This is a genomic window from Streptococcus nasisuis (assembly GCF_040836615.1).
Lineage (GTDB): Bacteria > Bacillota > Bacilli > Lactobacillales > Streptococcaceae > Streptococcus > Streptococcus suis_V.
In genome coordinates this window covers 509989-530282 of the sequence record NZ_CP162268.1, presented here as the reverse complement: position 1 = coordinate 530282, position 20294 = coordinate 509989, and the positions used below count along the sequence as shown (strand labels likewise).

Genomic DNA, 20294 nt, shown 5'->3' with positions numbered 1-20294 from the left:
GAAAAAAGCACCCATGAGGTAAACTCTTGAGTGCTTTGAAACGTTGATATATCGCTGATAATTAACGTTTTGAGAATTGTGATGCCTTGCGGGCTTTTTTGAGACCTGGCTTTTTACGTTCAACCATACGAGCGTCACGTGTAAGTAGGCCAGCGCGTTTCAATGAATCGCGGAAATCTGGGTCAACTTGAAGCAACGCACGCGCGATACCGTGACGGATCGCACCTGATTGACCACCGTAACCACCACCGTTCACGTTAACGAAAACGTCGTATGAACCTTGAGTTGAAGTTACTGCGAATGGTTGGTTGATAACCAAACGAAGGTCAGCGTGTGGGATGTACTCTTCTACATCTTTTTTGTTAACTGTGATTTTACCAGTACCTGGGACCAAACGTACGCGTGCAACCGCGTTTTTACGACGACCAGTACCTGTGTATTGTGCTTGTGCCATTTAGATTACGTCCTTTCCCTTAGATAAGACCTGAAATATCAAGTACTTCTGGTTGTTGTGCAGCGTGAGTGTGCTCAGCGCCTACAAACACTTTCAATTTCATGCCTTGTGCACGACCCAAAGTGTTGTGTGGAAGCATACCTTTAACTGATTTCTCAATCAAACGAACAGCGTTTTTAGAACGCAATTCACCAGCAGAGATTGACTTCAATCCACCTGGGTGGTTTGAGTGAGTGTAGTAAATCTTGTCAGTCGCTTTTTTACCAGTCAATTTCACTTTTTCAGCATTGATAACGATAACGAAGTCACCAGTATCAGTGTGGGGTGTGAAAGTTGGTTTGTTTTTTCCGCGAAGTACGCTAGCAACTACTGCAGAAAGACGTCCAAGAGGTACATCAGTAGCGTCTACTACGTACCATTTGCGTTCAACTTGGCCTGGTTTAGCCATGAAAGTTGTTTTGTTCATGATTTCTCCTATACGAATTCGTAATATTTGTTTACAGGGCGATGGGTGTTCCGTCCCATCGAAGGTATTTGGAAGGTTCCGGGGCCTTTCAAATGGGGTAAACAATACCGTCTACCATTGTATCAAATCTAGCAGTCGGCGTCAAGATATTTTACTTTACTTTTTTCACTTTTTGAACCGCGTTTTATCGTCTCACAGATTGTCCCATCTTAAAGTAAGTATGGCGCTTGCCACGGACAGCTAGCGATAGGGCAAGGATGTTTTCAGGGTCTGGCATACGGCCAAAACCGCCGTCTCCGATATGATGAATGTCCGCACCGACCCGCTTGTTACTAAGCCCAAATTCCCGCACGGTCTGCGGATCCGCACTCCCGGAACCGTCCCGACAGCAGGAACTAAAACACCATCTGCTCCCAAAGCAACAAAGTCCAGCAGAACCTCTTCATTGACCACCGACTCGCCCAGACCAGCACCGTGCATTTTCCCAGCAAAGACCAGCCCCTTGAAGTGCTCTTTTGCTAGGGAAATGGCAGAGCGGATAGCCGACAAGGATACCCCCGTAGCTGGATTTCCAGTTAGCATGATGAAGTCTACGCCCAGCTCCTCTGCCCTAATAAGACTGTCTGGACTGACCAGACGACCTGCGGAGAGGGAGATGCGTTCTTCAAGTAAATCCTGCTCCTCATCAACTGGCTCTAAGTTAATCCCAATGGGCCGACCTGTCAATCGTTTCAGCTCTGCAATGGGATTGTCGCAATCATAAAAACCGACAATCTGGGGAGAAAAAACATCCAATTCATTGAGCACCAGCAAATCACAGCTAAAAGCTGCCATCATCTCGGCATTGGAAACACCCGCAATCAGCGGGGCAGCCGTAACGACCGTTTCCCCCAGAACAGTCCGGCCTTCGCTGGCCAAAATAGCCTGCTTGAGCTGGGCAGGAGTCATCTGAGCAATCTCGCTGGCATAAGCAGATAGTAAACGTTTCATATGCATTCTCCTTGTAAGCGCTTTATTCCAAAACTGGTAAAAAGAGAGCTGATACTAGGCTCTCTTCTCGGTAGAAATAGACAAAATGGCTAGGGAACCTGTACCTGTATGTGTAGCAATAATAGGTCCCAACTCGGTCAAGATAACATCGGTTACCTGGTCATTTTCCAAAAGGGTAGACTGAATGTCCTGGGCTGCTGCCAAATCACCTGTGTAAGCGACCATAACCGTTGAATGATCCAAATTATCCAAGGTCAGGTTCAACATTTCCTTGATTCCTTTTTTGCGACCACGGATTTTAGCAATGGCTTCTAACTTCCCTTCCGCATTGAGCGCAAGGAGAGGTTTGATATTGACTAGACCGCCAATGAGAGCAGCTGCCTTGGACAAGCGACCACCACGCACCAGGTGGTTGAGGTCATCAACCAAGAGATAGGTCCGCAAACGAGGAGCTAAGTCCTCAACCAGCTTCTTGACCTCAGCCAAACTCTTACCCTCCGCACGCGCTGCTGCCGCCTGCATAACCAAGTACCCTTCACCAATAGCCGCCGCCTTAGTATCTACAATTTCAATAACAGCATTAGGATAAGCATCCAAGACCATATCGCGTGCAATGGTTCCACTCTGATAGGTTCCTGAAAGAGCAGATGAAAAGGCTAGGTAAAGCACATCTTGTCCTACCTTAGCAGCCTCTTCGAATACCTCTTCAAATTGACCAACATTGACCTGGCTGGTCGTCGGCTGACCACCCGCCTCCATTTTTTTGAGTAGCTCTGCACTTGTTAGTCGATTGGATCCTACCGTTTCATAGGTTGTTCCGTCCAAATTGATGGTCAAACCGAGCACGTTCACATCATTTTCTGCTAACCACTCCTGTGACAAATCAGACGTTGAATCTGTTACAATCTTAAAAGTCACGAATCCAATTCCTCCATTAAATGTTGCAAATCTTGTAAATTTCCTTGGGACCAGGGAGATAGTCTAGGCGTATAGAGGTCCACCTGATCCACAAATTTGTCTAAATCTTTTTTGACCACCCTGGTCCGTTCCTCTAGTTCTCGCGCAGAAACACGCAGGGCACCTTGCGAGAAAACCACCCACTGTTCATTGAGGTCGCTGGTTGCCACCGAAACCTGCCTGTGCCGGTCGCTATTAAGCTCTGCACTCAAACGCTCAATATAGCTGTCAGCTGTTTCCTCTTCCTCAGTGAAAATCACCGTCAGCCTATATTCATCATAGGTCTGTCGAAGGCCGGGCACATGTTGGGCATCAAAAACACAGATGATTTCTAAATGTTCAAAGGCTGCGTAATGGGACAAGGTCCTCAGTAAATACGTCCTAGCTGCATCCAGATTTCCCTTCTTAAAATCCTGCTTGGTTGACTGCCAGAAGGCAATCATATTGTAGCCATCGACAATGAGCACTTTTTCCTTCATCAGATTTTCTTCCGAAACACTTCATACATGAGAATAGCGGCTGCCACGCTGGCATTGAGGGACTGGACATGCCCTTTCATGGGAATGGTAATCATCTCGTCCACCTGTTTTTTGATATTGGGCGAAATCCCCTTGCCTTCATTGCCAATAATCAGCGCCAACTTACCAGCTGTATTCCACTTGTGGCTGGACGTACCATTCATATCGGTCCCAAAAATCCAGAAACCAGCCTCTTTTAATTTGTCCAAGGTCTGGCTGAGATTGGTCACACGGGCAATGGGCACATGGGCCACCGCACCTGTCGACGTCTTGGCCACAACCGGCGTCACGCCAACGGCACGATGCTTGGGAATGATAATCCCAGCTACCTGAGTAGCGTCTGCCGTCCGCAAAATCGAGCCGAAGTTGTGGGGGTCTGTCAGACCATCCAAGATGAGAATGAGGGGATTGTCTTGCTGCTCTGCTATGTCCAAAATAGTCGAAAGTTCCGCATAGGCGAACTCAGAGACGCGGAGGACAAAACCTTGGTGGACAGCACCTTCTGTCATGTCAGACAGGGTCTTTTTGGGCGTCCAAGAAATGGACACCTTCTTTTCTGCTGCCAGATTTTTAATTTTTTCTACATTTTTACCGCGCAGATCGTCCTGGATGTAGAGCTTGTTGCCAGTGTTGGCCTCCAAACTCTCCACAACGGCGTGCACGCCATATACGATGTCATTTGTTTCCATATTGCCATTATAGCATAGATTGCCCGCAAAAAAGGTCAAAGTCACTTTTGACTATCGATTTATTTTCTAATCTTGACTTTCCCATCTCCCTGTGGTATCCTTATCTCAAAAATTGTCCGTACAAGCGGAACTATTAAGGAGAACTTATGTCGATTATTTTAGGTATTGTTGCAGGGCTTGTAGCCTTTGCCATTGGTGGTTTGTGGTATGGTTTGATTTTCCGCGATGCTTGGATTAAGGCCTCTGGCATTGATATGAAAAAGATTGAGGCTGATCGTCAGGCTGGTAAAAATGGACAAAAAGAAATGATGCTGTCCGCCATTATTGAAGTCATCTTTGCAGTCTTGTTGATGATTTACATCCAAACGCTTGGTGTATCGCCACTTCATGCAGCAGGTGGCATGGGGATTTTTGCTATTATTTCTTCTATCAAGAATTACCTCTTCGAGCAACGCCCTATCCAACTCATTCTCATTAACGAAACCTACAAATTGGTCTGCTACTTGGTAGTTGGTGTCTTTGCTTTGTTTCTTTAATTGTTAAAACCGCTCTGAAAGAGATTTTCAAAGCGGTTTTTTCTTGCTATTTTTTTTTGAATGGGTAGGAGTTGAACATCCGCAGCAATCATCGGTACACGTTCAGTTGTGATTTCTGAAAATTACAGGCCAAACCAACGGACAGGCGATGCTGTATAGCGCTGAATGGTTACTTTACAACTCAAAATGAAGCGCTGGAAACCGCTGATGGTCGATGAAGGAGCCATCGCCTCTTCCATGATAACAAAGCCGAAATCTCCAATTTCCTTATAATCAGCGAAATCGAACCCAAAACGAAATCCTGATTGACCTGAGCCAGTCCGCCCTGTCCGCGCACCAAAGCCTGCATGGTATAAAGAGGACTGGTCCCAATGTCCCCATAAACAACGCCTAAAGCGACTAAAAAACCAGCCTTGCTGGCCTTATCAAATTGCACACTATCCTTATGTTCCATTTCTCATACCCCAATTCTATTCACCACAGTATAGCGAAGAAGGCAGGCAGGTGCAAACAGTTTTTGTCAGAAAGATTAAGTTCACTTTATGATACAATAGGTCTATCCTATAGAAAGAGAATGCCTATGCCCCTCCTCCACCGCACGATCAAGCTCATTATTGCAACGGTTGTCGCCATTTATCTGGCCGATTGGCTGGGAATGTCCTATGCGACGTCGGCTGGGATTATCGCCATCCTCAGCATCTTGGACACCCGCAAGTCCAGCTTCAAAATGGCCCGCAACCGCTTTTACTCCACCCTACTAGCCCTGACTGTCGCGACCGCGACCTTCTCCCTGCTGGGCTTTGAGATTTGGACCCTCAGCATCTACCTGGCCATCTACATTCCCTTGGCCTATCGCTTCCGCTGGGAGGCAGGCATTGCGCCTGCGACCGTCCTCGTCACCCACCTTATGCTGGAAACCAATCTTTCTCCCGCTTTTTGGGGAAATGAGCTGGCGCTTTTTCTGATTGGAGCAGGGAGTGCCCTGATTTCCAATGCCTACATGCCCTCGCAGGACCAGCAAATTCAAGCCTATCATGTTCAAGTTGAGGACTTGCTCAAGCAGATTCTCCTGCGTTTTGAGGCCTTCCTGCTCCAGGGAGACGGGCGTAACGAGGCAGAATTGATCAATCAGCTGGACCAGACACTGGAAGAGGCCTTGAAAGTCGTCTACCTGGACCGCCACAACCAGGTCTTCCACCGCACCAATTACCAGGTCCATTATTTTGAAATGCGGGCTGCCCAAAGCAAAATCCTACGCACCATGGCCAAGACCATCAATAAATGCTTCCTGGAGAGCCGGGAAAATATTATTTTGGCCAGCCTCTTTGAACGAACCGCCCAGCAACTGAGTCGGGAAAATTCTGCCCAGGACCTCCTGCTCGACATCGAGCTCTTTCACGCCATGTTCCGCGAGAGGCCTCTCCCTCAGACACGGGAAGAATTTGAAACCAGGGCCACCCTCTTCCAACTTCTCCACGACATGGAACACTTTATCCAACTCAAGGTGGATTTCTATCAAGCCTATAAAGAAAATGAAGAACCGTCAGCTTAAACTGGCGGTTCTATTCAATATCCTTGATTTTTCCGTGAAATTCATCTGATACTTGGTTGTGCAAATGCAAGAAAGACAGGCCCATCATGACCGCATTCCCTGCAACTGCAATCATAAATTCTTCCTTGGAAGATACCTTTCCTAGCCAAATGGAGAGGATTAAAATGAGATTGTAAAGAAGGATAGACAGAGCTGCCAGACGAATTTTTTTCAGTAGTGTCTTCATAAGAACCTCCTGTAAGTGTTTTCTATATTTATTATATAGAATTTGATAAAAAAACAAGTATTTATGCGTTCTCAACCCCAAAAAACCGCCAGATTTTCATCTAGCGGTCAGGTGTTTTATGAACAGTGTAAAACCTTAAACAATTGCTTGGCTGGTCTCATCGTCAAAAAAGTGAGCCTTGTTAAGGTTGAAGGTCAAGCGAACAGTTTCGCCTGGGTTGTGGTAATCACGCGCATCCACGCGAGATACAAACTCTGTGCTACCGACTTTAGAGTAAAGCATGGTTTCTGCACCGAGAAGCTCAGATACCACCACTTCTGCTTCCACGATAGAAGAAGGGTATGTGTCTAATTCCAACTGAGAAGCCTTGATGTCTTCTGGACGAATTCCGAGGGTAAATGATTTGCCATTGTAGCCTTTTTCTTCCAAGTGTTTGCGACGTCCTTCTGGAAGATCCACTTTGAAACCATCTCCAACAAGAACGCCATCTTGAAGCGTAACTGTGAAGAAGTTCATAGCAGGGCTACCGATGAAGCTAGCAACAAACTTGTTAACTGGGCGGTTGTAGAGCTCTTCTGGGCTACCAATTTGCTCGATACGACCGATTGTACCTGTACCTGCTGGGTTTTTAGTCGCAGACATGATAACAATACGGTCAGCCAAGGTCATGGCTTCTGTTTGGTCGTGGGTTACGTAGATGGTTGTCGCACCGATACGGCGGTGGATTTTGGCAATCTCTGTCCGCATGGACACACGCAATTTCGCATCCAAGTTTGACAAAGGTTCATCCATCAAGAATACTTTTGCATCACGGACAATAGCACGACCCATGGCAACACGCTGACGCTGACCACCTGAAAGGTCTGCTGGTTTTCGCTCCAAGAATTCTGTCAAGCCAAGGATTTGTGCAGCTTCTTCTACACGTTTTTTGATTTCGTCCTTGCTGTATTTACGCAATTTCAAACCAAAAGCCATGTTGTCAAATACAGTCATGTGTGGGTAAAGGGCATAGTTCTGGAAGACCATGGCAATGTCGCGGTCTTTTGGAGCCACATCGTTCATGAGGACGCCGTCGATGTAAGCTTCACCTTCTGTGATATCTTCCAAACCAGCAATCATACGAAGAGTTGTTGACTTACCACATCCTGAAGGACCTACGAATACGATAAACTCCTTATCCTTGATGTCCAAGTTGAAACCTTCAACTGAGTAGTGCTCGCTGTTTGGGTATTTTTTGTAGATATTTTTCAGATTGAGTTGTACCATGATGTAACCTCTTTTTTTTATTGATAGATTTAGTATATATGAAAGCGTTTTATTTTTCTAGGTCAAGCTGAACAAAAAGAAAAGCATCTTTTGTACAAGTTGCACAAAAGATGCTAGGGAGAAGCAAATAGTTTGAATAAGAGAAACAATCAGTCCAATTTCCTCATCTTTTGACGGTAATTCTTAGGTGATTTCCCACAGATGCGTTTGAAAATCTTGTAAAAATGGCCGACGTTAGTATAGCCTACCTTGAAGTAAATTTCCTCTATTCCGAGATGGCCGCTAAGGAGGAGCTGTTGGGCCACCTATATCCGCTGATGATTGAGCAATTCTGCAAAGCTGTGCCCAGTCTCCTTCTTAATCAGCTAACCCAGATAAACCGTGTTCAGATAGAGAGCGGCACCGATGTCCTTGAGACTCAATTCTTCCTGCTACTGCTCACGAAGGATACGGACAACCTCCTCTACATGGGGACTGTAAGAAGACTGCTCAGAAAATTTCCCTAAGGACTGATAGAAAATATCAATCAAATCCGGTAGGGACCTGCTGTCCGCCACCTGTAGATAGAAGTCCTCCAGGCACTCATGTTTGCTGTCATTGAAATAATGAAAAACATCTGACATCAACTGGTTGAAGAACTGCTTGATCAGATAGATGGCCGGTGTCGTTTGCATCAGCCTGCTGGCCAAATTGGGAACCTGCTCCATGAGCTCGGGGAGGCGTCCTGCCCTGAGCAGGGGTTCGATTTCCATGTAGAGGTCCGTCGTGGTCGCAGCTAAATCCTTGGACAGATTGCCATAAAATAGCTGACGTTCCACCCTGTCCAAAATAGCCTGCAAATCGCCGGTAGGCTGAAGAGCCTCTTGATAGAGACTGGCTGCTACCATATCCTGAACCAGCTATACATAGTAGACCTGCTGGAAAATCTTTTTCCACGATAATAGCCCTGGTCTGGCTTATCCTCAAAAACTGCCAGCCAGCGCTTGGATGTTTTTTGAATAAGTTCTCCAATTGGTGTCACTTTAGACTCCGGCATTTTCCGACCAGACCTATTGGAAATCAAATCCAATCGCTACCAACTGACGAGTCGCCTGACGCCCAGCCTCTACGGAGCCAACCTGGACATCTGCTCCCAAAATGAACAGACAGTTAACCTGGTACATTTTCTCCTGCCTAGGCTTCTACCCCGTCTGTCCAGGAAAACCTAGCTATCAAGTAGGCCTACCTCAATTTAAGGAAGTCAGATTGAAACTGCCAAGCGGGCAAGTCACCATTCTGACCCCCAAAGCTGGCCAGAGTTAGGCCTTTGTGAATCGACTCAAATTGGACTGCCTGTCCGTAGAAAATCTACTCCATTCTGACCTAGTCAAAGCCAAGCAGCTTCGATTTGATTTGTCCATCTTGCCATGAAAAAGAGCCTAGGAAAATTTTCTAGACTCTTTTCTCATGTCTTATTATTTTACAGTTGCAGTGCTTGTGATCACTTCTACTGCTTTCTTCACAGCGATATCGTGTTTAAGCATTTCTGATGAAAGCAAGTTACGAACTTGTTCCACTTCCATGTTGTATGTTGCTGCCAAGTCTTCGATTTCTTTGTTGATTTCTTCTTCAGTTGCTTCAAAGCCTTCTGCTTGAGCTACTGCTTCAACAACCAAGTTTGTCTTAGTACGTTTTTCAGCATCGGCTTCGTATTGTTTATGCAAGTCATCTTGAGTTGTACCAGTGATTTGGAAGTACATATCAGGTGAGATACCTTGTTGTTTCAAACCACCTAAGAATTCGTTGATTGCACGATGAACTTCTTCGTGAATCATTTCTTCTGGCAATTCAACGATTTCAGCGTTTTCAACTGCCAATTCAAGAGCTGCTGATTCAACTGCATCATCAAATGCAATTTCTTTTGCTGCTTCTAATTCTTTACGGTATTTCGCTTTCAACTCATCAAGTGTTTCCACTTCTTCGTCGATGTCTTTTGCCAATTCGTCATCCAAAGCTGGAACTTCTTTTGCTTTTACTTCGTGGATTTTTGTTACGAAGAGTGCTGGTTTACCTGCAAGGTCAGCTGCTTGATAATCTTCTGGGAAAGTAACTTCAACATTTACTTCTTCACCAGCTGCATGACCTACCAATTGTGCTTCAAAACCTGGGATGAATTGACCTGAACCAAGTCCAAGTGAGAAGTTTTCACCTTTACCACCGTCAAATTCAACTCCATCAACAGAACCAACAAAGTCGATGACAACAGTGTCACCTTCTTCAGCAGCACCTTCTTTGATGACCAATTCTGCCAAGTTATTGCGTTCACGTTCGATTTTCGCATCTACTTCTTCATCAGATACTTCTTTAGTTGCTTCTACTGAGACTGCCAAGTTTTTGTAGTCACCCAATTTTACTTCAGGTTTTGTCACAACTTCCGCAGTGATTGTCCAGTCTTGGCCTTTTTCCATAGACACAACGTCGATTTTTGGTTGTGCAACGACTTCAAGACCAGCTTCAGCAACTGCTGCTTCATAAGCTGCAGGTAAAAGTGCATTTACAACATCTTGGTAAAGTGCTTCTTCACCAAATTTTTGGTTAAATACGGCACGTGGCAAGTGACCTTTACGGAAACCTGGAAGATTGATATCTTTCTTAACTTTGTTGAAAACGCGGTCCAATTCTGGTTTAATCGTATCTTGACCGATTGTGAAAGTCAATACACCGCGGTTTGTTTCTTTTGCTTCAAATGATACAGACATTCTGTCATTCTCCTTAAAATTTTATTGCATACTCTTCATTATAACACAATTGACAAGGATTTCAACGATTTTATAACGGACTTTTGGGAAATGGCGGAGCTTCTAATCTGGTTGCTGACCGTCGTGGGCCAACCACTTGCAGTCTGTCAAGCTCATTTTGGAAAAGACCGCTTCAAAAGAAGAATCTTCTGGCGAGCAAGCATAGATACCAAAATGGATTTGACCATTACCTTCATGTAAGTGGCAAATCCGCATCTGCTCAAAATGAACACCGTCTTTAGAATTTTCGATGCAAAAATCACTGCCTCTTCGGCTCAAGCGGTAATAGATAGACTTGACAGAAGCAGGGATTTCCTGAGTTGCCCAGTCCGAAAAACCCTGATTGGTTACGACGCTACCTAGGTGCTGAAAATCTTCATTTTCATACTCAATCGATCCCTTGATCCAGTTTTCCGAATCCTGATAGACCACGACACCGCACTGATCAAAACGAGTATGGCTATTGGAAAAATCCGTCTTAACCGTAAAGGAAAAATACTCTTCCTCCGTGTCCATCAAGAGCAAAGGAGCATTGTCATTGACAAAATGGTAATAGGTCTTCTGCCACAAGTCTGTACGGGCTTGGGTTGTGATTCTGATTTCCTTATCTGAAATCTGGTAGTTTTCTGGCTCTCGTACCCAGTAAAAGTTCTTTGTGTTCATGTTACTCCTTCGTTCGTTCATCGATAAAAGTCATCATCCGCTCAAATGCTTTGGCAGACACAGGGTCAGTTCGCAAATTCGCCACAAAACCATGAGGCTTTTCAAGCCCTTCTTCTGCTAAAGGATCGACCAATTCATTTTCAACTCCCGCTTGCTTCAAGGCCTTATTGAGCGACACCATATCTGTCCGATACTCGCTACCCAGAAGGAAACTAGCTGGGTAGTCCTTGTTCACATGGGAAATCGGGTTATAGGCATTGATTTCTTCCTCACTTAGATAAATGGTTTCTGAAACATAATTTCCAACCAACATCTTCGTTCCTAAGCTGAATTTGGCATAATCTAAGGGAGCATCGTCAATGACCAGAGCTTTGACATGTTCTTTTGCAATAGTTGGTTCAATGTTCAATTGCTGAGCGTAATCATTGTTGGCTAAGAGGCTACCGTATTGCGCTACCATGATGGCACCTGCTGATGAGCCCATCAAGACGACGTTGTCCATGTTCAAATGGTATTCTTCAGCGTGTTCCTTTATGTAGGCAATAGCCTGATTCATCTGAATTACAGGCGTTGGGAAATGGTGATCTGGCACAAGCGCATAGTCAACATTGACCACATTATATCCTTTTGACACGATATCGTCAATGAGATAGGTCGCTTGGCTGGCAGCCAGAGGGTCCCCCATATTTTTACTCCCTCCAAAGAATCCACCGCCGTGGAAATAGAAGAGGGTTGGTCGATCAGCTTCAAGATTTTGGTCTGGATAGGTAATATCTAAAAAACTGTTAGGGTAGTCCTTGCTATAGGCAATCTCACTTTTCAGATACTGACCATTTTCTTTCAAGCCGTCAATGGGATCATAAAGGGGACTGTAGGAGTTGGGTGAACTGGACTTGTAAATCATCTTTTGAATAGCACCCACTACTAACTGTGGATGATTGGTACCTGTCACATAAGCAATTGCCCCCAAACATACGACTATTCCAACTAACCATAAGAGGCATTTTTTAATCTTATTCATGATCCATTCCTTTCTTTTTTCACATCAGAACTTGTGAAAAAACTAGGAGTATTATACAATGAAAAAAAGAGTGAGACAAGTGTCTCACGCGAAATAAGACAGAAAGCGAAAAATGTCTCATGAAAGAATACTATGTAGAAAACCAGCTGAGTCAGACCCTGATTCAACTTTTACAAGAAAAAGACCTCCACAACCTGACGGTCAAGGAGGTTTGCTTGAAAGCCCAAATCGGACGAGCATCCTTTTATCGTTACTATTCTTCGCTAGAAGATGTCCTCTCCCAGCAATCCCGCCGACTCATGCAGGAGTGGGGACGAGAGTTTGAAGCCAACCCACAGTCAACACCTGGTACTGTCTTTCAAAGCCTCTTTCAGCATTTTCAAGAGTACAAGGAATTTTACAGCATCCTCTACCGCTACCAGCTAACTCAGGTCATCGTGGATACCATAAAGGAAAAGATTGAATTAACAGCTGACCTTCCAAACGGCATCGCCTACGGCAAATCCTTTTTTGCCTACGCCATTTTCGGCTGGATCAATGAGTGGATCTCACGCGGTATGCCAGAAAATCCGACCCAACTCAATCAGCTCTTTCAAGAACAGGCTAAGGTGATTTTGGGGACTTTGCAGGCCTTGTATAAGCAAGAGTAATAGGGACTATTCCTCCAAAAAGTCTATCAAGGCTGTTGAAAACTCTTCTGCATTTTGGAAGATAGAGCCGTGACCTGCATTTGGATAGATGATCAGTTGGCTATTTTTGATCTTCTCATGCATGGTATAAGAATTTTCTGTTGGAACCTGCATATCCTTATCACCGTTGACGATAAGTGTTGGTTGGGTGATAAAGGTCATGTCATCTTGCGGCTCTCTTCCCCAGCGTTTGATAGCTTTGAGCTGGGTCAAAAATCCTGGAACATTCATGTCCTTGTCTGCATGAGTAGCACTTCTTTGCCCCATACGACCCAAGACTTTTTCCGCCTCCAAACGACCTGTTTCATCATGATTGTAGAAGATGTAGCGTTTTGGATCCACACGCTCCAAACCAGCCTTCAGCATATAGCGGAAGGTTTTTCCAGTTACCTTATCGACTTCAAAACCACCACGAGGACCTGTACCTGCTAAAATCAAACGGTTAACCAGCTGACTATCCAGACGAACGATTTCTTGAGCAATAAAACCACCCATAGACAGACCCAGCAAATTGATTTTCTCATGACCCAAAGCCTTGATAATGGAAACAGCCTGCTCAGCCATTCCTGGAATAGTCGGAGCTACCTTGCCTTGACTAGCTCCTACGCCAGGAAGGTCTAGGACAATCACATGGTGCTTTTCAGCTAGCAAATCCAGCAATTTTGGATCCCAGTTGTCCAAGGTCGCCGCTAGGTGAACTAGCATGACCAAAGGAATGTCAGACTTGCCCTTGCTGAGCTCACGATAGGCGATTTTATTGTTTGAAACGGTGATGTATTGGTTTTTGGTTGTAATATATGACATGATATTCCCCTGTATATTTTATTTTTTAGTTGAAACTGAGAACGGTTTTTCCGCGTGAACGTCCGTTGGCAACCTTATCAAGTGCTGCGTTGACTTCTTCAAATGGATAAACGGTATCGATTGACGGTTTGATTTCGAGCTTGCTGAAAATGTCTGCTACTTCTTGCAGTTGACGACCATTGCTCTCTACGAAAATAAAATGGTAGTGAACACCGTATTTTTTCGCCATTTTGTCAAATGAACGACCAGCTAGGCCAAACAAGATTTGTTTCCATTTTGGCAAATTCATGCGTTTGGCAAATTCACCATTTGGCATGGCACGAAGGGAAACCAGCTGTCCACCTTTTTTCATGATTGACATTTGTTTTTCCGTTTCTGCTCCACCAAGTGTGTCCAAGACGTAGTCAACATTGCTAAGTGTTTTGGTATAATCTTCTGTCTTGTAATCGATAAACTGGTCTGCACCCAGTGACAACACCCGCTCTGCACTTGCCCCATCGCCATTAGTAATGACGGTCAAGCCTTTGGCTTTGGCAATCGGAATAGCCATACCGCCGACACCACCAGTTCCACCTGAGATGAAGATGGTCTTGCCTGCCTCAGCACCCATGAGGTCAAGGGCCTGCATGATGGTCAAGGCTGTCAAAGGAATAGCAGCCGCTTCTTCATCAGTCAAGTAGGCCGGAACCTTAGCAAGAGCTTTAGCGTCAACCGCTACATACTCAGCAAAAGCACCGATATTATCAAGCGGAAGACGACCGAAGACACGATCACCTGCTGCAAATGTCGTCACACTTGAGCCTACTTCTTCAACCAAGCCAACTACTTCATTTCCAGCTGTTTGGGGCAATTTGTAAGGGACAATCAATTTCACATCTCCGCGTGAGATCATATTATCCAATGGATTAACGCCTGCTGCAGTCACTTTGACAAGGACTTGGTTGGGTTTAATTTGTGGCTTAGCAATTTCGGTAAGGTTAAGGGTGATCTTGTTTTTGTTATAAGATGTATGTTGTGCTACTTTCATGTTCTTCTCTTTTCTATTTTTTTATTTGTTCCTGTATCAATTACAGGTCTATGTTTGAGTTGATAAAATCTGACCGAGGTCAGATTCGGGTTTCATGTGCGGATTGATAGAGATTATCAATCACATTATCTAAGGATTGACTACTCAGTTGATTTTCCAGTTCTTGTTCAACGCTGGAAAAAATGGGAACCATTGCACCTTCTATATGTTGCCCAACCGGACAAGAAAGATTGGCATTCTGGTGTATCTGAAATAGACGAATATGCTCCACTTCTTGCGTCGCAAGGTAGATTTCTAATAAGCTAATATCCTTAGGGGACTTGCTCAATTGGTAGCCTGATCGCCCTTGGTGCGAAGTAATTAAGCCTGCATTTTTCAAAAGTGCAATCACCTTGCGGATGTAGCTGGCATTGGTGCCAACGCTCTCAGCTAAGGCTTGCGAGCTAAGTATTTCCTTGCTCTCACTGATCATGGTCAGTATATGAAGGGCTACTGAAAACTTTGTATCCATTCTGTCTCCTTTCTGTTCTTGTATCATTTACAAGAACAAGTTTACCATAAGCTAAACTTCTTGGCAAGTCTTTTGCTTTATAGTCATTTGAATTAACTTTGATACATCGTCACTTTCGGCTTGCTGTACTCTACGAATGTGACTTGCTTCGCAAGTCTTATTTCCAACCTAGAACAGCCTCTATGCTATTCTAGCAACCTGCACCTCAGTTCCTTGTCTGAAAGCTAATTCATTCGACTATGTTTTTTTAATAAAGCATTCTACCAAGAAGTTGCTTGTCTTACATGCGTTTGCCGTCTAGGACGAAAGGCAAGGTTTTTTCTATATGATAGGCGTGAGCTGCTGAGGCGTATTGCACCACTTCTGCATTCAACTGCGGAGCTAGGTTGGCATAGAAGGCCTCTCTTGCCGTTTGATCCGCAAAACCTAGGATGATGGAAGCATGAAGGTGGTCTTCTTTAGGATTGTCATGGGCAACATTTGGGGTATTCCAAGTCGCTTTATTCCAAGGAAGATAGACCTGTGTCCGTACTTCCGTTACTCCAGGGACTGTCACCAGTTGACTGGCGAGTCCATCTTGAACAAATTTTTTGAAGCTGCCGCTCTTCACACCATCTTTGCGACGGAAGTAAAGGACATCACGCAGTTGGGTTTGGGCCTGAGTACTAGTATGGTACCAGCGTGATGAATAAGGGAAGCCCATGTGCATCAAAGTCCGACGGAAAACATTGACCTCATCTTCAAAAGCAAGAGCAGTCTGACGGCGACCGCCTATTGGTGCCAATAACTTTTGATAGGTCACTTCCGCAATGCCATCAATCCGATGGTCTTCTGGAACAGCCGTCTCCAAGCCTGTCGCTTTCGACCAAAAACTATGTTCTGTCGCACTCAAATGTTGCTGGCGGTATTCTAATAGACCCGGTGAAGCTGCAATAATCTGTGCATGACCGCCACTCCAGTAGTCCATCCCCTCTTGGCGCGGTTTATCTTGACGCATCCATAATAAAATGGACAGTGAAAATCGTTGTTGGTATCCTTTTGTCATGTTTCCCCCTTTTGTTCTTGTATCATTTACAGGAACAAATTTATCACAAGCCAGACTTCTTGGCAAGGATTTGGCTCAAAAAATCACAACCTTCTGGCTGTGACTAATTTTTCCGTATTTTATCCTCTACATACGCTGCACGAGCTCCACCGATTAGTTTGGGACGGCTGGCGAGAGCGGTGACATGGGCCTGACCAATCTCACGCAGGCTAGGCCTAATCGGAACTTGAACGTGCTTGATGTGCATGCCGATAGCTGTGTCGCCGATGTCTACACCAGCCTGAGCGGTGATAAACTCGACTTCCACCGGATCCTTCATATACTTGAAGGCCGCCAGCTGTCCAGAACCACCTGCATGGAGGGTGGGTAAGACATTGACTATTTCCAAGTCCTTCTGGATAGCCAATTCACGCTCCACCACCAAGGCACGATTGAGGTGTTCGCAGCCTTGGACAGCTAGATAGATACCTTTTGGCTCCAGAATTCCCAAGATAGTTTCAACGACCACCTCACCAACTTCCAGACTGGAATTTTTACCAATATGCCCTCCAATGACCTCACTAGAAGACAAACCTAGGACAAACATCTGTCCCTTTTGAAGATTGCTGAGTTCTAGGACTTCTTGCACAACTTGTTGGGTTTGAACTTTGATCTTATCGAGTGACATAGCGAATAGCTCCACTTTTCTCTACTAATTTAGCCACTGCAAACCCTAAGCCCATCCCGACAAAGTTTTGCATGCTATTGCCAAAAACACTTTCAATGGCTTTAAGGTCATTAAAATAAATCCGAGATGCTAGGTAGTAGCCCCCAACCATAGAGAGTGTTGCCAAGACTAAACCGAGAATCCGTTTCTTGCCTGTCCAACCTGCAAAATAACCCTGAGCCCCGTGGAAGACTAGACTAAAGAATGCCCACTGGGGATAGCCCAGCAAGAAATCTATCAAGAGTCCAGACAAACCGCCGACAATGGCTCCTTCTTTCTTGCCCAAGTAAAAGGCCGTAAAGAAAACTCCCACATCCAAGAGTGTCACAAACCCCGAAGGTGTTGGTAAATGGAAGTAGGCTAAGACCAAGCTCAAGGCTGTTAAGATGGCTAATAATACTAATTCCTGTGTTTTTTTATTTCTCATATTGAATCACCCCGTAATCATCTGATTTTTCAATCGCTGCATGGACAAAGTCCTTGGACAGTCTGACCGCCTCGAAAGGTTCTCTTCCCAGCAAAAGCTGACTGGCAATACTGGACGCAAAGGTACAGCCTGCCCCCACATTGTTTTCTGACAGCAGAGGCGACTGGAGTACCACCACTTCCTGACCGTCGTAGAAAACATCCACAGCCTGCTGGCCACCCAAGCGATTGCCTCCCTTGATGACCACCGCCTTGGCTCCCAAGTCATACAAGGCCACTGCCGACTGCTTCATCTCCTCCACCGTTTTGATGTCCTTTTGGAGCAATAGCTGAGCTTCTGCCAGATTTGGCGTGATAATGCTGACATAGGGAAGGAACTTCAAGAGTTCATCTCGCAGCTGGCTGACCTCAGTATCATGCGTTTCCTTGCAAACTAAGACCGGATCCAAGACCACAGGAATCTCCTGGTGAGCCTTGATAAACTCCAAGACTTGCTCTGCTATTTCCACCGTCGGAAGCAAGCCAATCTTAATAGCTGAAAAAGGCACATCCTTCAAACTAGTCAGTTGCTGGGCAAATACCGCAGCCTCCGTCGGAATGACCTCGAAGCCTTTTTCCGTCATAGCTGTCAAGCAGGTCACTGCCACAAAGCCATGCAGGCCATGAACCGTATAGGTAGTCAAGTCTGCATGGAGTCCCCCACCGCTAAAAATATCATTACCTGAAAGTGCCAAAATGTATCTAGTCTTCATAGATAATCTCCTTTAGATAGAGGCCATTGCCTGCCGCAGTCGGACCCGCCAAACCACGATCCTTTTCTTCTAAAATCCGCTTAATCTGCCCCACAGGCATGCGACCATTGCCAATTTTCAGTAAGGTCCCGACCATATTCCGCACCTGCTTGTATAAAAAACCGTTGCCCGAAAAGGTAAAAATCAAAAACTGCCGCCGCTGGTCGTACTCCATTGTCGCCGCCGTGATGGTCCGTACCTTGTCCTCGACCGAGGTCCCTGAAGCCGTAAAGCCTGTAAAATCATGGGTCCCCACCAAGTCCTGAATGGCTTCTTCTATCAAGCTCAAGTCCAAATCATAGGGATAAAAGGTCGCATAGTGCCGCATCATGGGATTCCTGGGTCGCCCAATATCCACCAAAAACTCGTAGGTCTTGCTATGCTTGGCATAGCGGCAATGAAAATCATCCGCCACCTGCTCCACACTGACCACATCAATATCCTCAGGTGTTTGAGTGTCCAGAGCAAAGCGGAGCTTTTCAGCATCTCGACTGCCAGCCAAATCAAAGTGAATCACCTGACCGTAAGCATGCACCCCCGCATCTGTCCGACCCGCACCATGCACTGTCACCAGCTGGCCACTGTTCAATCTTACTAATGTTTTTTCGATTTCTTCCTGAACCGTCCGAGCATGAGGCTGGCGCTGAAAACCAGAAAAATCATGTCCGTCATAGGAAATAATTGCCTTATATCGTGTCATGGTCTGATTGTAGCACAAAAGATACTGGAAAAAAAGAGAAGGAAACCACAACTGTCCTAGCACAGATATTCTCATTCCAGTTGACAAGGAGAAAATCAATTTTCTATAATAAGAGAAAAGATAGCCAACTCACAAATCCACAGGCTATCAAGGAGGCAAACATGACCCAATTCATCATCGACCAATCCTTTTGGAATCTCTTTCCCCAAGCCAAAATCGGCGTTCTCTTGCTCAAAAATTACCAGAACAGTGACCAATCCTCCCAAGAAATCATTCAATTACTAGAAGATAGCCTGCCACTGGCTCAGGCTCACCTGACCGAAGATGTCTTCAGCGACAATCCTGTTATCCAAGTTTACCGCAAGGCCTATCAACAGTTCAAGACCAAGAAGGGAGCCCGCTCCAGCATCGAAGCCCTGCTCAAACGAGTCAGCGGCAACAACCCTGTCCGTTCTATCAATCCCTTGGTTGATATTTATAATGCTGCCAGCCTCCGATACGCTCTTCCGGTCGGTGCAGAAGATTTGGATACCTTTGTCGGCAATCTGCAACTAACCATTACAGAAGGCGGCGATGAATTTTATCTGATTGGCGACGATACCAACCAACCTACTCTGCCTGGTGAGCTTTGTTATAAGGATCAAGCTGGTGCCGTCTGCCGTTGCTTCAACTGGCGGGACGGTGAGAGGACTATGATTACAGACCAGACAAAAAATGCCTTTCTAGTGATTGAATTGCTGGACATCGAGCGACTGGATGCTTTACAAGAAGCCCTCAATTTCATCGAAGAAGCTGCCCAACAATACCTTCAGGCAGAAACCAGCCAGTTTATCCTGGATCACGCTAATCCTCATATCAGCCTTAGCTAAATCACATCTGGAGCAAGCCAGATATTTCTCCATCCATATTTGACAGCCCTGAAAAAAAAGTCTATAATGAAGACAAATAAATTAGAATTATTATAAAAAGAAAAGGAGGCTGGAATGGAGCTACATTCTCACCTGAATGCAGAAAACCAAACTGCCTTTGAGCACGTTATTCGACACTTAAAGGAAAAAGGCGTCCGCATCACAGAAACACGTAAAGCTGTCGTGGCTTATATCATCGAAACCGATGCCCATCCTAGTGCAGAAATGATTTACCAAGATCTTCTACCAGACTACCCGGGAATGAGCCTAGCCACTGTTTACAACAATCTGAAACTTCTGTTGGAAGAAGGATTTGTAACAGAAATCAAACGAACCAATGACAATACGACTTATTACGATTTTATGGGCCACGAACATCTCAATGTCATCTGCGAAAAATGCGGGAAGATTACCGACTTCATGGACGTAGAAATCCCTAGCCTCAAACGCGAAGCCCACGAACAAACAGGTTACAAGATTACCAAGGAAGTCCTGTCTATCTACGGGATTTGCCCGGATTGCCAAACTAAGTGAGAATCCGAAAAAACGACCGCTGTGGTCGTTTTTTCGTT

The 20294-nt window shown here is 45.2% G+C and carries 27 protein-coding genes and 1 pseudogene; 6 read left to right on the top strand and 22 right to left on the bottom strand.

What is annotated here, in order from left to right; all coding sequences use genetic code 11:
* Window positions 1–61 precede the first annotated feature (61 nt).
* The 6 genes and pseudogenes from rpsI to rlmB form a co-directional block, all read right to left on the bottom strand.
* Window positions 62–454 (bottom strand): 30S ribosomal protein S9, encoded by a 393-nt coding sequence (gene rpsI, locus AB1F57_RS02775; RefSeq protein ID WP_002942223.1) that lies wholly within the window; start codon window positions 452–454, stop codon window positions 62–64.
* A 19-nt stretch (window positions 455–473) separates the two neighbouring features.
* On the bottom strand, window positions 474–920 hold the full coding sequence (gene rplM / locus AB1F57_RS02770; RefSeq protein ID WP_002876943.1) for a 50S ribosomal protein L13: 447 nt from the start codon (window positions 918–920) through the stop codon (window positions 474–476).
* 184 nt (window positions 921–1104) lie between these two features.
* Window positions 1105–1910, bottom strand: a pseudogene (locus tag AB1F57_RS02765) (haloacid dehalogenase-like hydrolase).
* A 54-nt stretch (window positions 1911–1964) separates the two neighbouring features.
* On the bottom strand, window positions 1965–2828 hold the full coding sequence (locus tag AB1F57_RS02760; protein WP_367986055.1) for a DegV family protein: 864 nt from the start codon (window positions 2826–2828) through the stop codon (window positions 1965–1967).
* A complete protein-coding gene (locus AB1F57_RS02755; protein WP_105138472.1) occupies window positions 2825–3346 on the bottom strand; it encodes an NYN domain-containing protein in 522 nt (173 codons plus the stop codon). The genes AB1F57_RS02760 and AB1F57_RS02755 overlap by 4 nt, the downstream gene beginning before the upstream one ends.
* Window positions 3346–4074, bottom strand: coding sequence for a 23S rRNA (guanosine(2251)-2'-O)-methyltransferase RlmB (rlmB, locus tag AB1F57_RS02750; protein WP_105138520.1), 729 nt, complete (start codon window positions 4072–4074; stop codon window positions 3346–3348). The genes AB1F57_RS02755 and rlmB overlap by 1 nt, the downstream gene beginning before the upstream one ends.
* 146 nt (window positions 4075–4220) lie before the next feature.
* Between rlmB and AB1F57_RS02745 the strand changes: the two genes are divergently transcribed.
* On the top strand, window positions 4221–4610 hold the full coding sequence (locus AB1F57_RS02745) for a DUF1761 domain-containing protein (protein WP_367986053.1): 390 nt from the start codon (window positions 4221–4223) through the stop codon (window positions 4608–4610).
* Window positions 4611–4791: 181 nt separating this feature from the next.
* Here the strand turns inward: AB1F57_RS02745 and AB1F57_RS02740 are convergent, their stop codons facing one another.
* On the bottom strand, window positions 4792–5064 hold the full coding sequence (locus tag AB1F57_RS02740) for a KUP/HAK/KT family potassium transporter (protein ID WP_105138470.1): 273 nt from the start codon (window positions 5062–5064) through the stop codon (window positions 4792–4794).
* Window positions 5065–5190: 126 nt separating this feature from the next.
* Here AB1F57_RS02740 and AB1F57_RS02735 point away from each other — a divergent pair, with 126 nt between their 5' ends.
* Window positions 5191–6162, top strand: a complete 972-nt coding sequence (locus AB1F57_RS02735) for an aromatic acid exporter family protein (protein WP_167786084.1) — start codon at window positions 5191–5193, stop codon at window positions 6160–6162.
* A gap of 10 nt (window positions 6163–6172) precedes the next feature.
* Here the strand turns inward: AB1F57_RS02735 and AB1F57_RS02730 are convergent, their stop codons facing one another.
* From AB1F57_RS02730 to AB1F57_RS02715, 4 genes are all read right to left on the bottom strand, one after another.
* Complete coding sequence (locus AB1F57_RS02730) at window positions 6173–6388, bottom strand: hypothetical protein (protein WP_167786085.1); 216 nt, start codon at window positions 6386–6388, stop codon at window positions 6173–6175.
* Between the two features lie 135 nt (window positions 6389–6523).
* Window positions 6524–7654 (bottom strand): sn-glycerol-3-phosphate ABC transporter ATP-binding protein UgpC, encoded by a 1131-nt coding sequence (locus tag AB1F57_RS02725; RefSeq protein WP_167786086.1) that lies wholly within the window; start codon window positions 7652–7654, stop codon window positions 6524–6526.
* 149 nt (window positions 7655–7803) lie between these two features.
* On the bottom strand, window positions 7804–7959 hold the full coding sequence (locus AB1F57_RS02720; protein ID WP_349308165.1) for a helix-turn-helix domain-containing protein: 156 nt from the start codon (window positions 7957–7959) through the stop codon (window positions 7804–7806).
* Window positions 7960–8085: 126 nt separating this feature from the next.
* Complete coding sequence (locus AB1F57_RS02715; protein WP_367986051.1) at window positions 8086–8541, bottom strand: hypothetical protein; 456 nt, start codon at window positions 8539–8541, stop codon at window positions 8086–8088.
* 250 nt (window positions 8542–8791) lie between these two features.
* On the opposite strand from AB1F57_RS02715, the gene AB1F57_RS02710 reads away from it, so the two are divergent.
* Window positions 8792–8956: a glycoside hydrolase domain-containing protein gene (locus AB1F57_RS02710; protein ID WP_105138466.1), complete on the top strand. Its 165-nt coding sequence runs from the start codon at window positions 8792–8794 to the stop codon at window positions 8954–8956.
* Window positions 8957–9108: 152 nt separating this feature from the next.
* Here the strand turns inward: AB1F57_RS02710 and tig are convergent, their stop codons facing one another.
* The 3 genes from tig to AB1F57_RS02695 form a co-directional block, all read right to left on the bottom strand.
* Window positions 9109–10392: a trigger factor gene (gene tig / locus AB1F57_RS02705; protein ID WP_367986050.1), complete on the bottom strand. Its 1284-nt coding sequence runs from the start codon at window positions 10390–10392 to the stop codon at window positions 9109–9111.
* A gap of 102 nt (window positions 10393–10494) precedes the next feature.
* Complete coding sequence (locus AB1F57_RS02700) at window positions 10495–11094, bottom strand: DUF1349 domain-containing protein (protein ID WP_254610597.1); 600 nt, start codon at window positions 11092–11094, stop codon at window positions 10495–10497.
* 1 nt (window position 11095) lies between these two features.
* The gene (locus AB1F57_RS02695) at window positions 11096–12115 is read right to left on the bottom strand and encodes an alpha/beta hydrolase (RefSeq protein WP_167786090.1); all 1020 of its coding nucleotides are present in this window, start codon (window positions 12113–12115) and stop codon (window positions 11096–11098) included.
* A gap of 119 nt (window positions 12116–12234) precedes the next feature.
* Here AB1F57_RS02695 and AB1F57_RS02690 point away from each other — a divergent pair, with 119 nt between their 5' ends.
* A complete protein-coding gene (locus tag AB1F57_RS02690; RefSeq protein WP_170239247.1) occupies window positions 12235–12765 on the top strand; it encodes a TetR/AcrR family transcriptional regulator in 531 nt (176 codons plus the stop codon).
* Between the two features lie 6 nt (window positions 12766–12771).
* On the opposite strand, the gene AB1F57_RS02685 is transcribed toward AB1F57_RS02690, so the two are convergent.
* From AB1F57_RS02685 to truA, 8 genes are all read right to left on the bottom strand, one after another.
* Window positions 12772–13608, bottom strand: a complete 837-nt coding sequence (locus tag AB1F57_RS02685; RefSeq protein ID WP_170239248.1) for an alpha/beta fold hydrolase — start codon at window positions 13606–13608, stop codon at window positions 12772–12774.
* Between the two features lie 25 nt (window positions 13609–13633).
* On the bottom strand, window positions 13634–14635 hold the full coding sequence (locus AB1F57_RS02680) for an NADP-dependent oxidoreductase (protein WP_170239249.1): 1002 nt from the start codon (window positions 14633–14635) through the stop codon (window positions 13634–13636).
* 79 nt (window positions 14636–14714) lie between these two features.
* Window positions 14715–15146, bottom strand: coding sequence for an Rrf2 family transcriptional regulator (locus AB1F57_RS02675; RefSeq protein WP_167785873.1), 432 nt, complete (start codon window positions 15144–15146; stop codon window positions 14715–14717).
* A 280-nt stretch (window positions 15147–15426) separates the two neighbouring features.
* The gene (locus AB1F57_RS02670) at window positions 15427–16191 is read right to left on the bottom strand and encodes a hypothetical protein (protein ID WP_170242862.1); all 765 of its coding nucleotides are present in this window, start codon (window positions 16189–16191) and stop codon (window positions 15427–15429) included.
* 103 nt (window positions 16192–16294) lie between these two features.
* Entirely contained in the window at window positions 16295–16858 is a 564-nt protein-coding gene (locus AB1F57_RS02665; RefSeq protein ID WP_167785874.1) for a TIGR01440 family protein, read from the bottom strand.
* Complete coding sequence (locus AB1F57_RS02660) at window positions 16845–17324, bottom strand: ECF transporter S component (RefSeq protein ID WP_167785875.1); 480 nt, start codon at window positions 17322–17324, stop codon at window positions 16845–16847. Before AB1F57_RS02660 ends, AB1F57_RS02665 begins: the two co-directional genes overlap by 14 nt.
* Window positions 17314–18075, bottom strand: a complete 762-nt coding sequence (locus AB1F57_RS02655; protein ID WP_167785876.1) for a bifunctional hydroxymethylpyrimidine kinase/phosphomethylpyrimidine kinase — start codon at window positions 18073–18075, stop codon at window positions 17314–17316. The genes AB1F57_RS02660 and AB1F57_RS02655 overlap by 11 nt, the downstream gene beginning before the upstream one ends.
* Entirely contained in the window at window positions 18065–18814 is a 750-nt protein-coding gene (truA, locus tag AB1F57_RS02650; RefSeq protein ID WP_367986047.1) for a tRNA pseudouridine(38-40) synthase TruA, read from the bottom strand. The genes AB1F57_RS02655 and truA overlap by 11 nt, the downstream gene beginning before the upstream one ends.
* Window positions 18815–18975: 161 nt before the next feature.
* Between truA and AB1F57_RS02645 the strand changes: the two genes are divergently transcribed.
* Window positions 18976–19683, top strand: coding sequence for a B3/4 domain-containing protein (locus tag AB1F57_RS02645; protein ID WP_167785878.1), 708 nt, complete (start codon window positions 18976–18978; stop codon window positions 19681–19683).
* 114 nt (window positions 19684–19797) lie between these two features.
* Window positions 19798–20256 carry a Fur family transcriptional regulator gene (locus AB1F57_RS02640; protein WP_105138449.1) on the top strand — a complete coding sequence of 153 codons (459 nt, stop codon included), beginning with the start codon at window positions 19798–19800 and terminating at the stop codon, window positions 20254–20256.
* The last annotated feature ends 38 nt before the right edge of the window (window positions 20257–20294 follow it).

Coding starts and splice junctions, on each gene's coding strand:
- AB1F57_RS02740 (WP_105138470.1), bottom strand. CDS start 5,064: ATGGAACATAAGGATAGTGTGCAATTTGATAAGGCCAGCAAGGCTGGT.
- rlmB (WP_105138520.1), bottom strand. CDS start 4,074: ATGGAAACAAATGACATCGTATATGGCGTGCACGCCGTTGTGGAGAGT.
- AB1F57_RS02670 (WP_170242862.1), bottom strand. CDS start 16,191: ATGACAAAAGGATACCAACAACGATTTTCACTGTCCATTTTATTATGG.
- rplM (WP_002876943.1), bottom strand. CDS start 920: ATGAACAAAACAACTTTCATGGCTAAACCAGGCCAAGTTGAACGCAAA.
- AB1F57_RS02725 (WP_167786086.1), bottom strand. CDS start 7,654: ATGGTACAACTCAATCTGAAAAATATCTACAAAAAATACCCAAACAGC.
- AB1F57_RS02665 (WP_167785874.1), bottom strand. CDS start 16,858: ATGTCACTCGATAAGATCAAAGTTCAAACCCAACAAGTTGTGCAAGAA.
- AB1F57_RS02675 (WP_167785873.1), bottom strand. CDS start 15,146: ATGGATACAAAGTTTTCAGTAGCCCTTCATATACTGACCATGATCAGT.
- AB1F57_RS02655 (WP_167785876.1), bottom strand. CDS start 18,075: ATGAAGACTAGATACATTTTGGCACTTTCAGGTAATGATATTTTTAGC.
- AB1F57_RS02755 (WP_105138472.1), bottom strand. CDS start 3,346: ATGAAGGAAAAAGTGCTCATTGTCGATGGCTACAATATGATTGCCTTC.
- AB1F57_RS02680 (WP_170239249.1), bottom strand. CDS start 14,635: ATGAAAGTAGCACAACATACATCTTATAACAAAAACAAGATCACCCTT.
- tig (WP_367986050.1), bottom strand. CDS start 10,392: ATGTCTGTATCATTTGAAGCAAAAGAAACAAACCGCGGTGTATTGACT.
- AB1F57_RS02640 (WP_105138449.1), top strand. CDS start 19,798: ATGGAGCTACATTCTCACCTGAATGCAGAAAACCAAACTGCCTTTGAG.
- AB1F57_RS02685 (WP_170239248.1), bottom strand. CDS start 13,608: ATGTCATATATTACAACCAAAAACCAATACATCACCGTTTCAAACAAT.
- AB1F57_RS02695 (WP_167786090.1), bottom strand. CDS start 12,115: ATGAATAAGATTAAAAAATGCCTCTTATGGTTAGTTGGAATAGTCGTA.
- AB1F57_RS02660 (WP_167785875.1), bottom strand. CDS start 17,324: ATGAGAAATAAAAAAACACAGGAATTAGTATTATTAGCCATCTTAACA.
- AB1F57_RS02710 (WP_105138466.1), top strand. CDS start 8,792: ATGAACAGACAGTTAACCTGGTACATTTTCTCCTGCCTAGGCTTCTAC.
- AB1F57_RS02645 (WP_167785878.1), top strand. CDS start 18,976: ATGACCCAATTCATCATCGACCAATCCTTTTGGAATCTCTTTCCCCAA.
- AB1F57_RS02715 (WP_367986051.1), bottom strand. CDS start 8,541: ATGGTAGCAGCCAGTCTCTATCAAGAGGCTCTTCAGCCTACCGGCGAT.
- AB1F57_RS02735 (WP_167786084.1), top strand. CDS start 5,191: ATGCCCCTCCTCCACCGCACGATCAAGCTCATTATTGCAACGGTTGTC.
- AB1F57_RS02730 (WP_167786085.1), bottom strand. CDS start 6,388: ATGAAGACACTACTGAAAAAAATTCGTCTGGCAGCTCTGTCTATCCTT.
- AB1F57_RS02700 (WP_254610597.1), bottom strand. CDS start 11,094: ATGAACACAAAGAACTTTTACTGGGTACGAGAGCCAGAAAACTACCAG.
- truA (WP_367986047.1), bottom strand. CDS start 18,814: ATGACACGATATAAGGCAATTATTTCCTATGACGGACATGATTTTTCT.
- AB1F57_RS02745 (WP_367986053.1), top strand. CDS start 4,221: ATGTCGATTATTTTAGGTATTGTTGCAGGGCTTGTAGCCTTTGCCATT.
- AB1F57_RS02690 (WP_170239247.1), top strand. CDS start 12,235: ATGAAAGAATACTATGTAGAAAACCAGCTGAGTCAGACCCTGATTCAA.
- rpsI (WP_002942223.1), bottom strand. CDS start 454: ATGGCACAAGCACAATACACAGGTACTGGTCGTCGTAAAAACGCGGTT.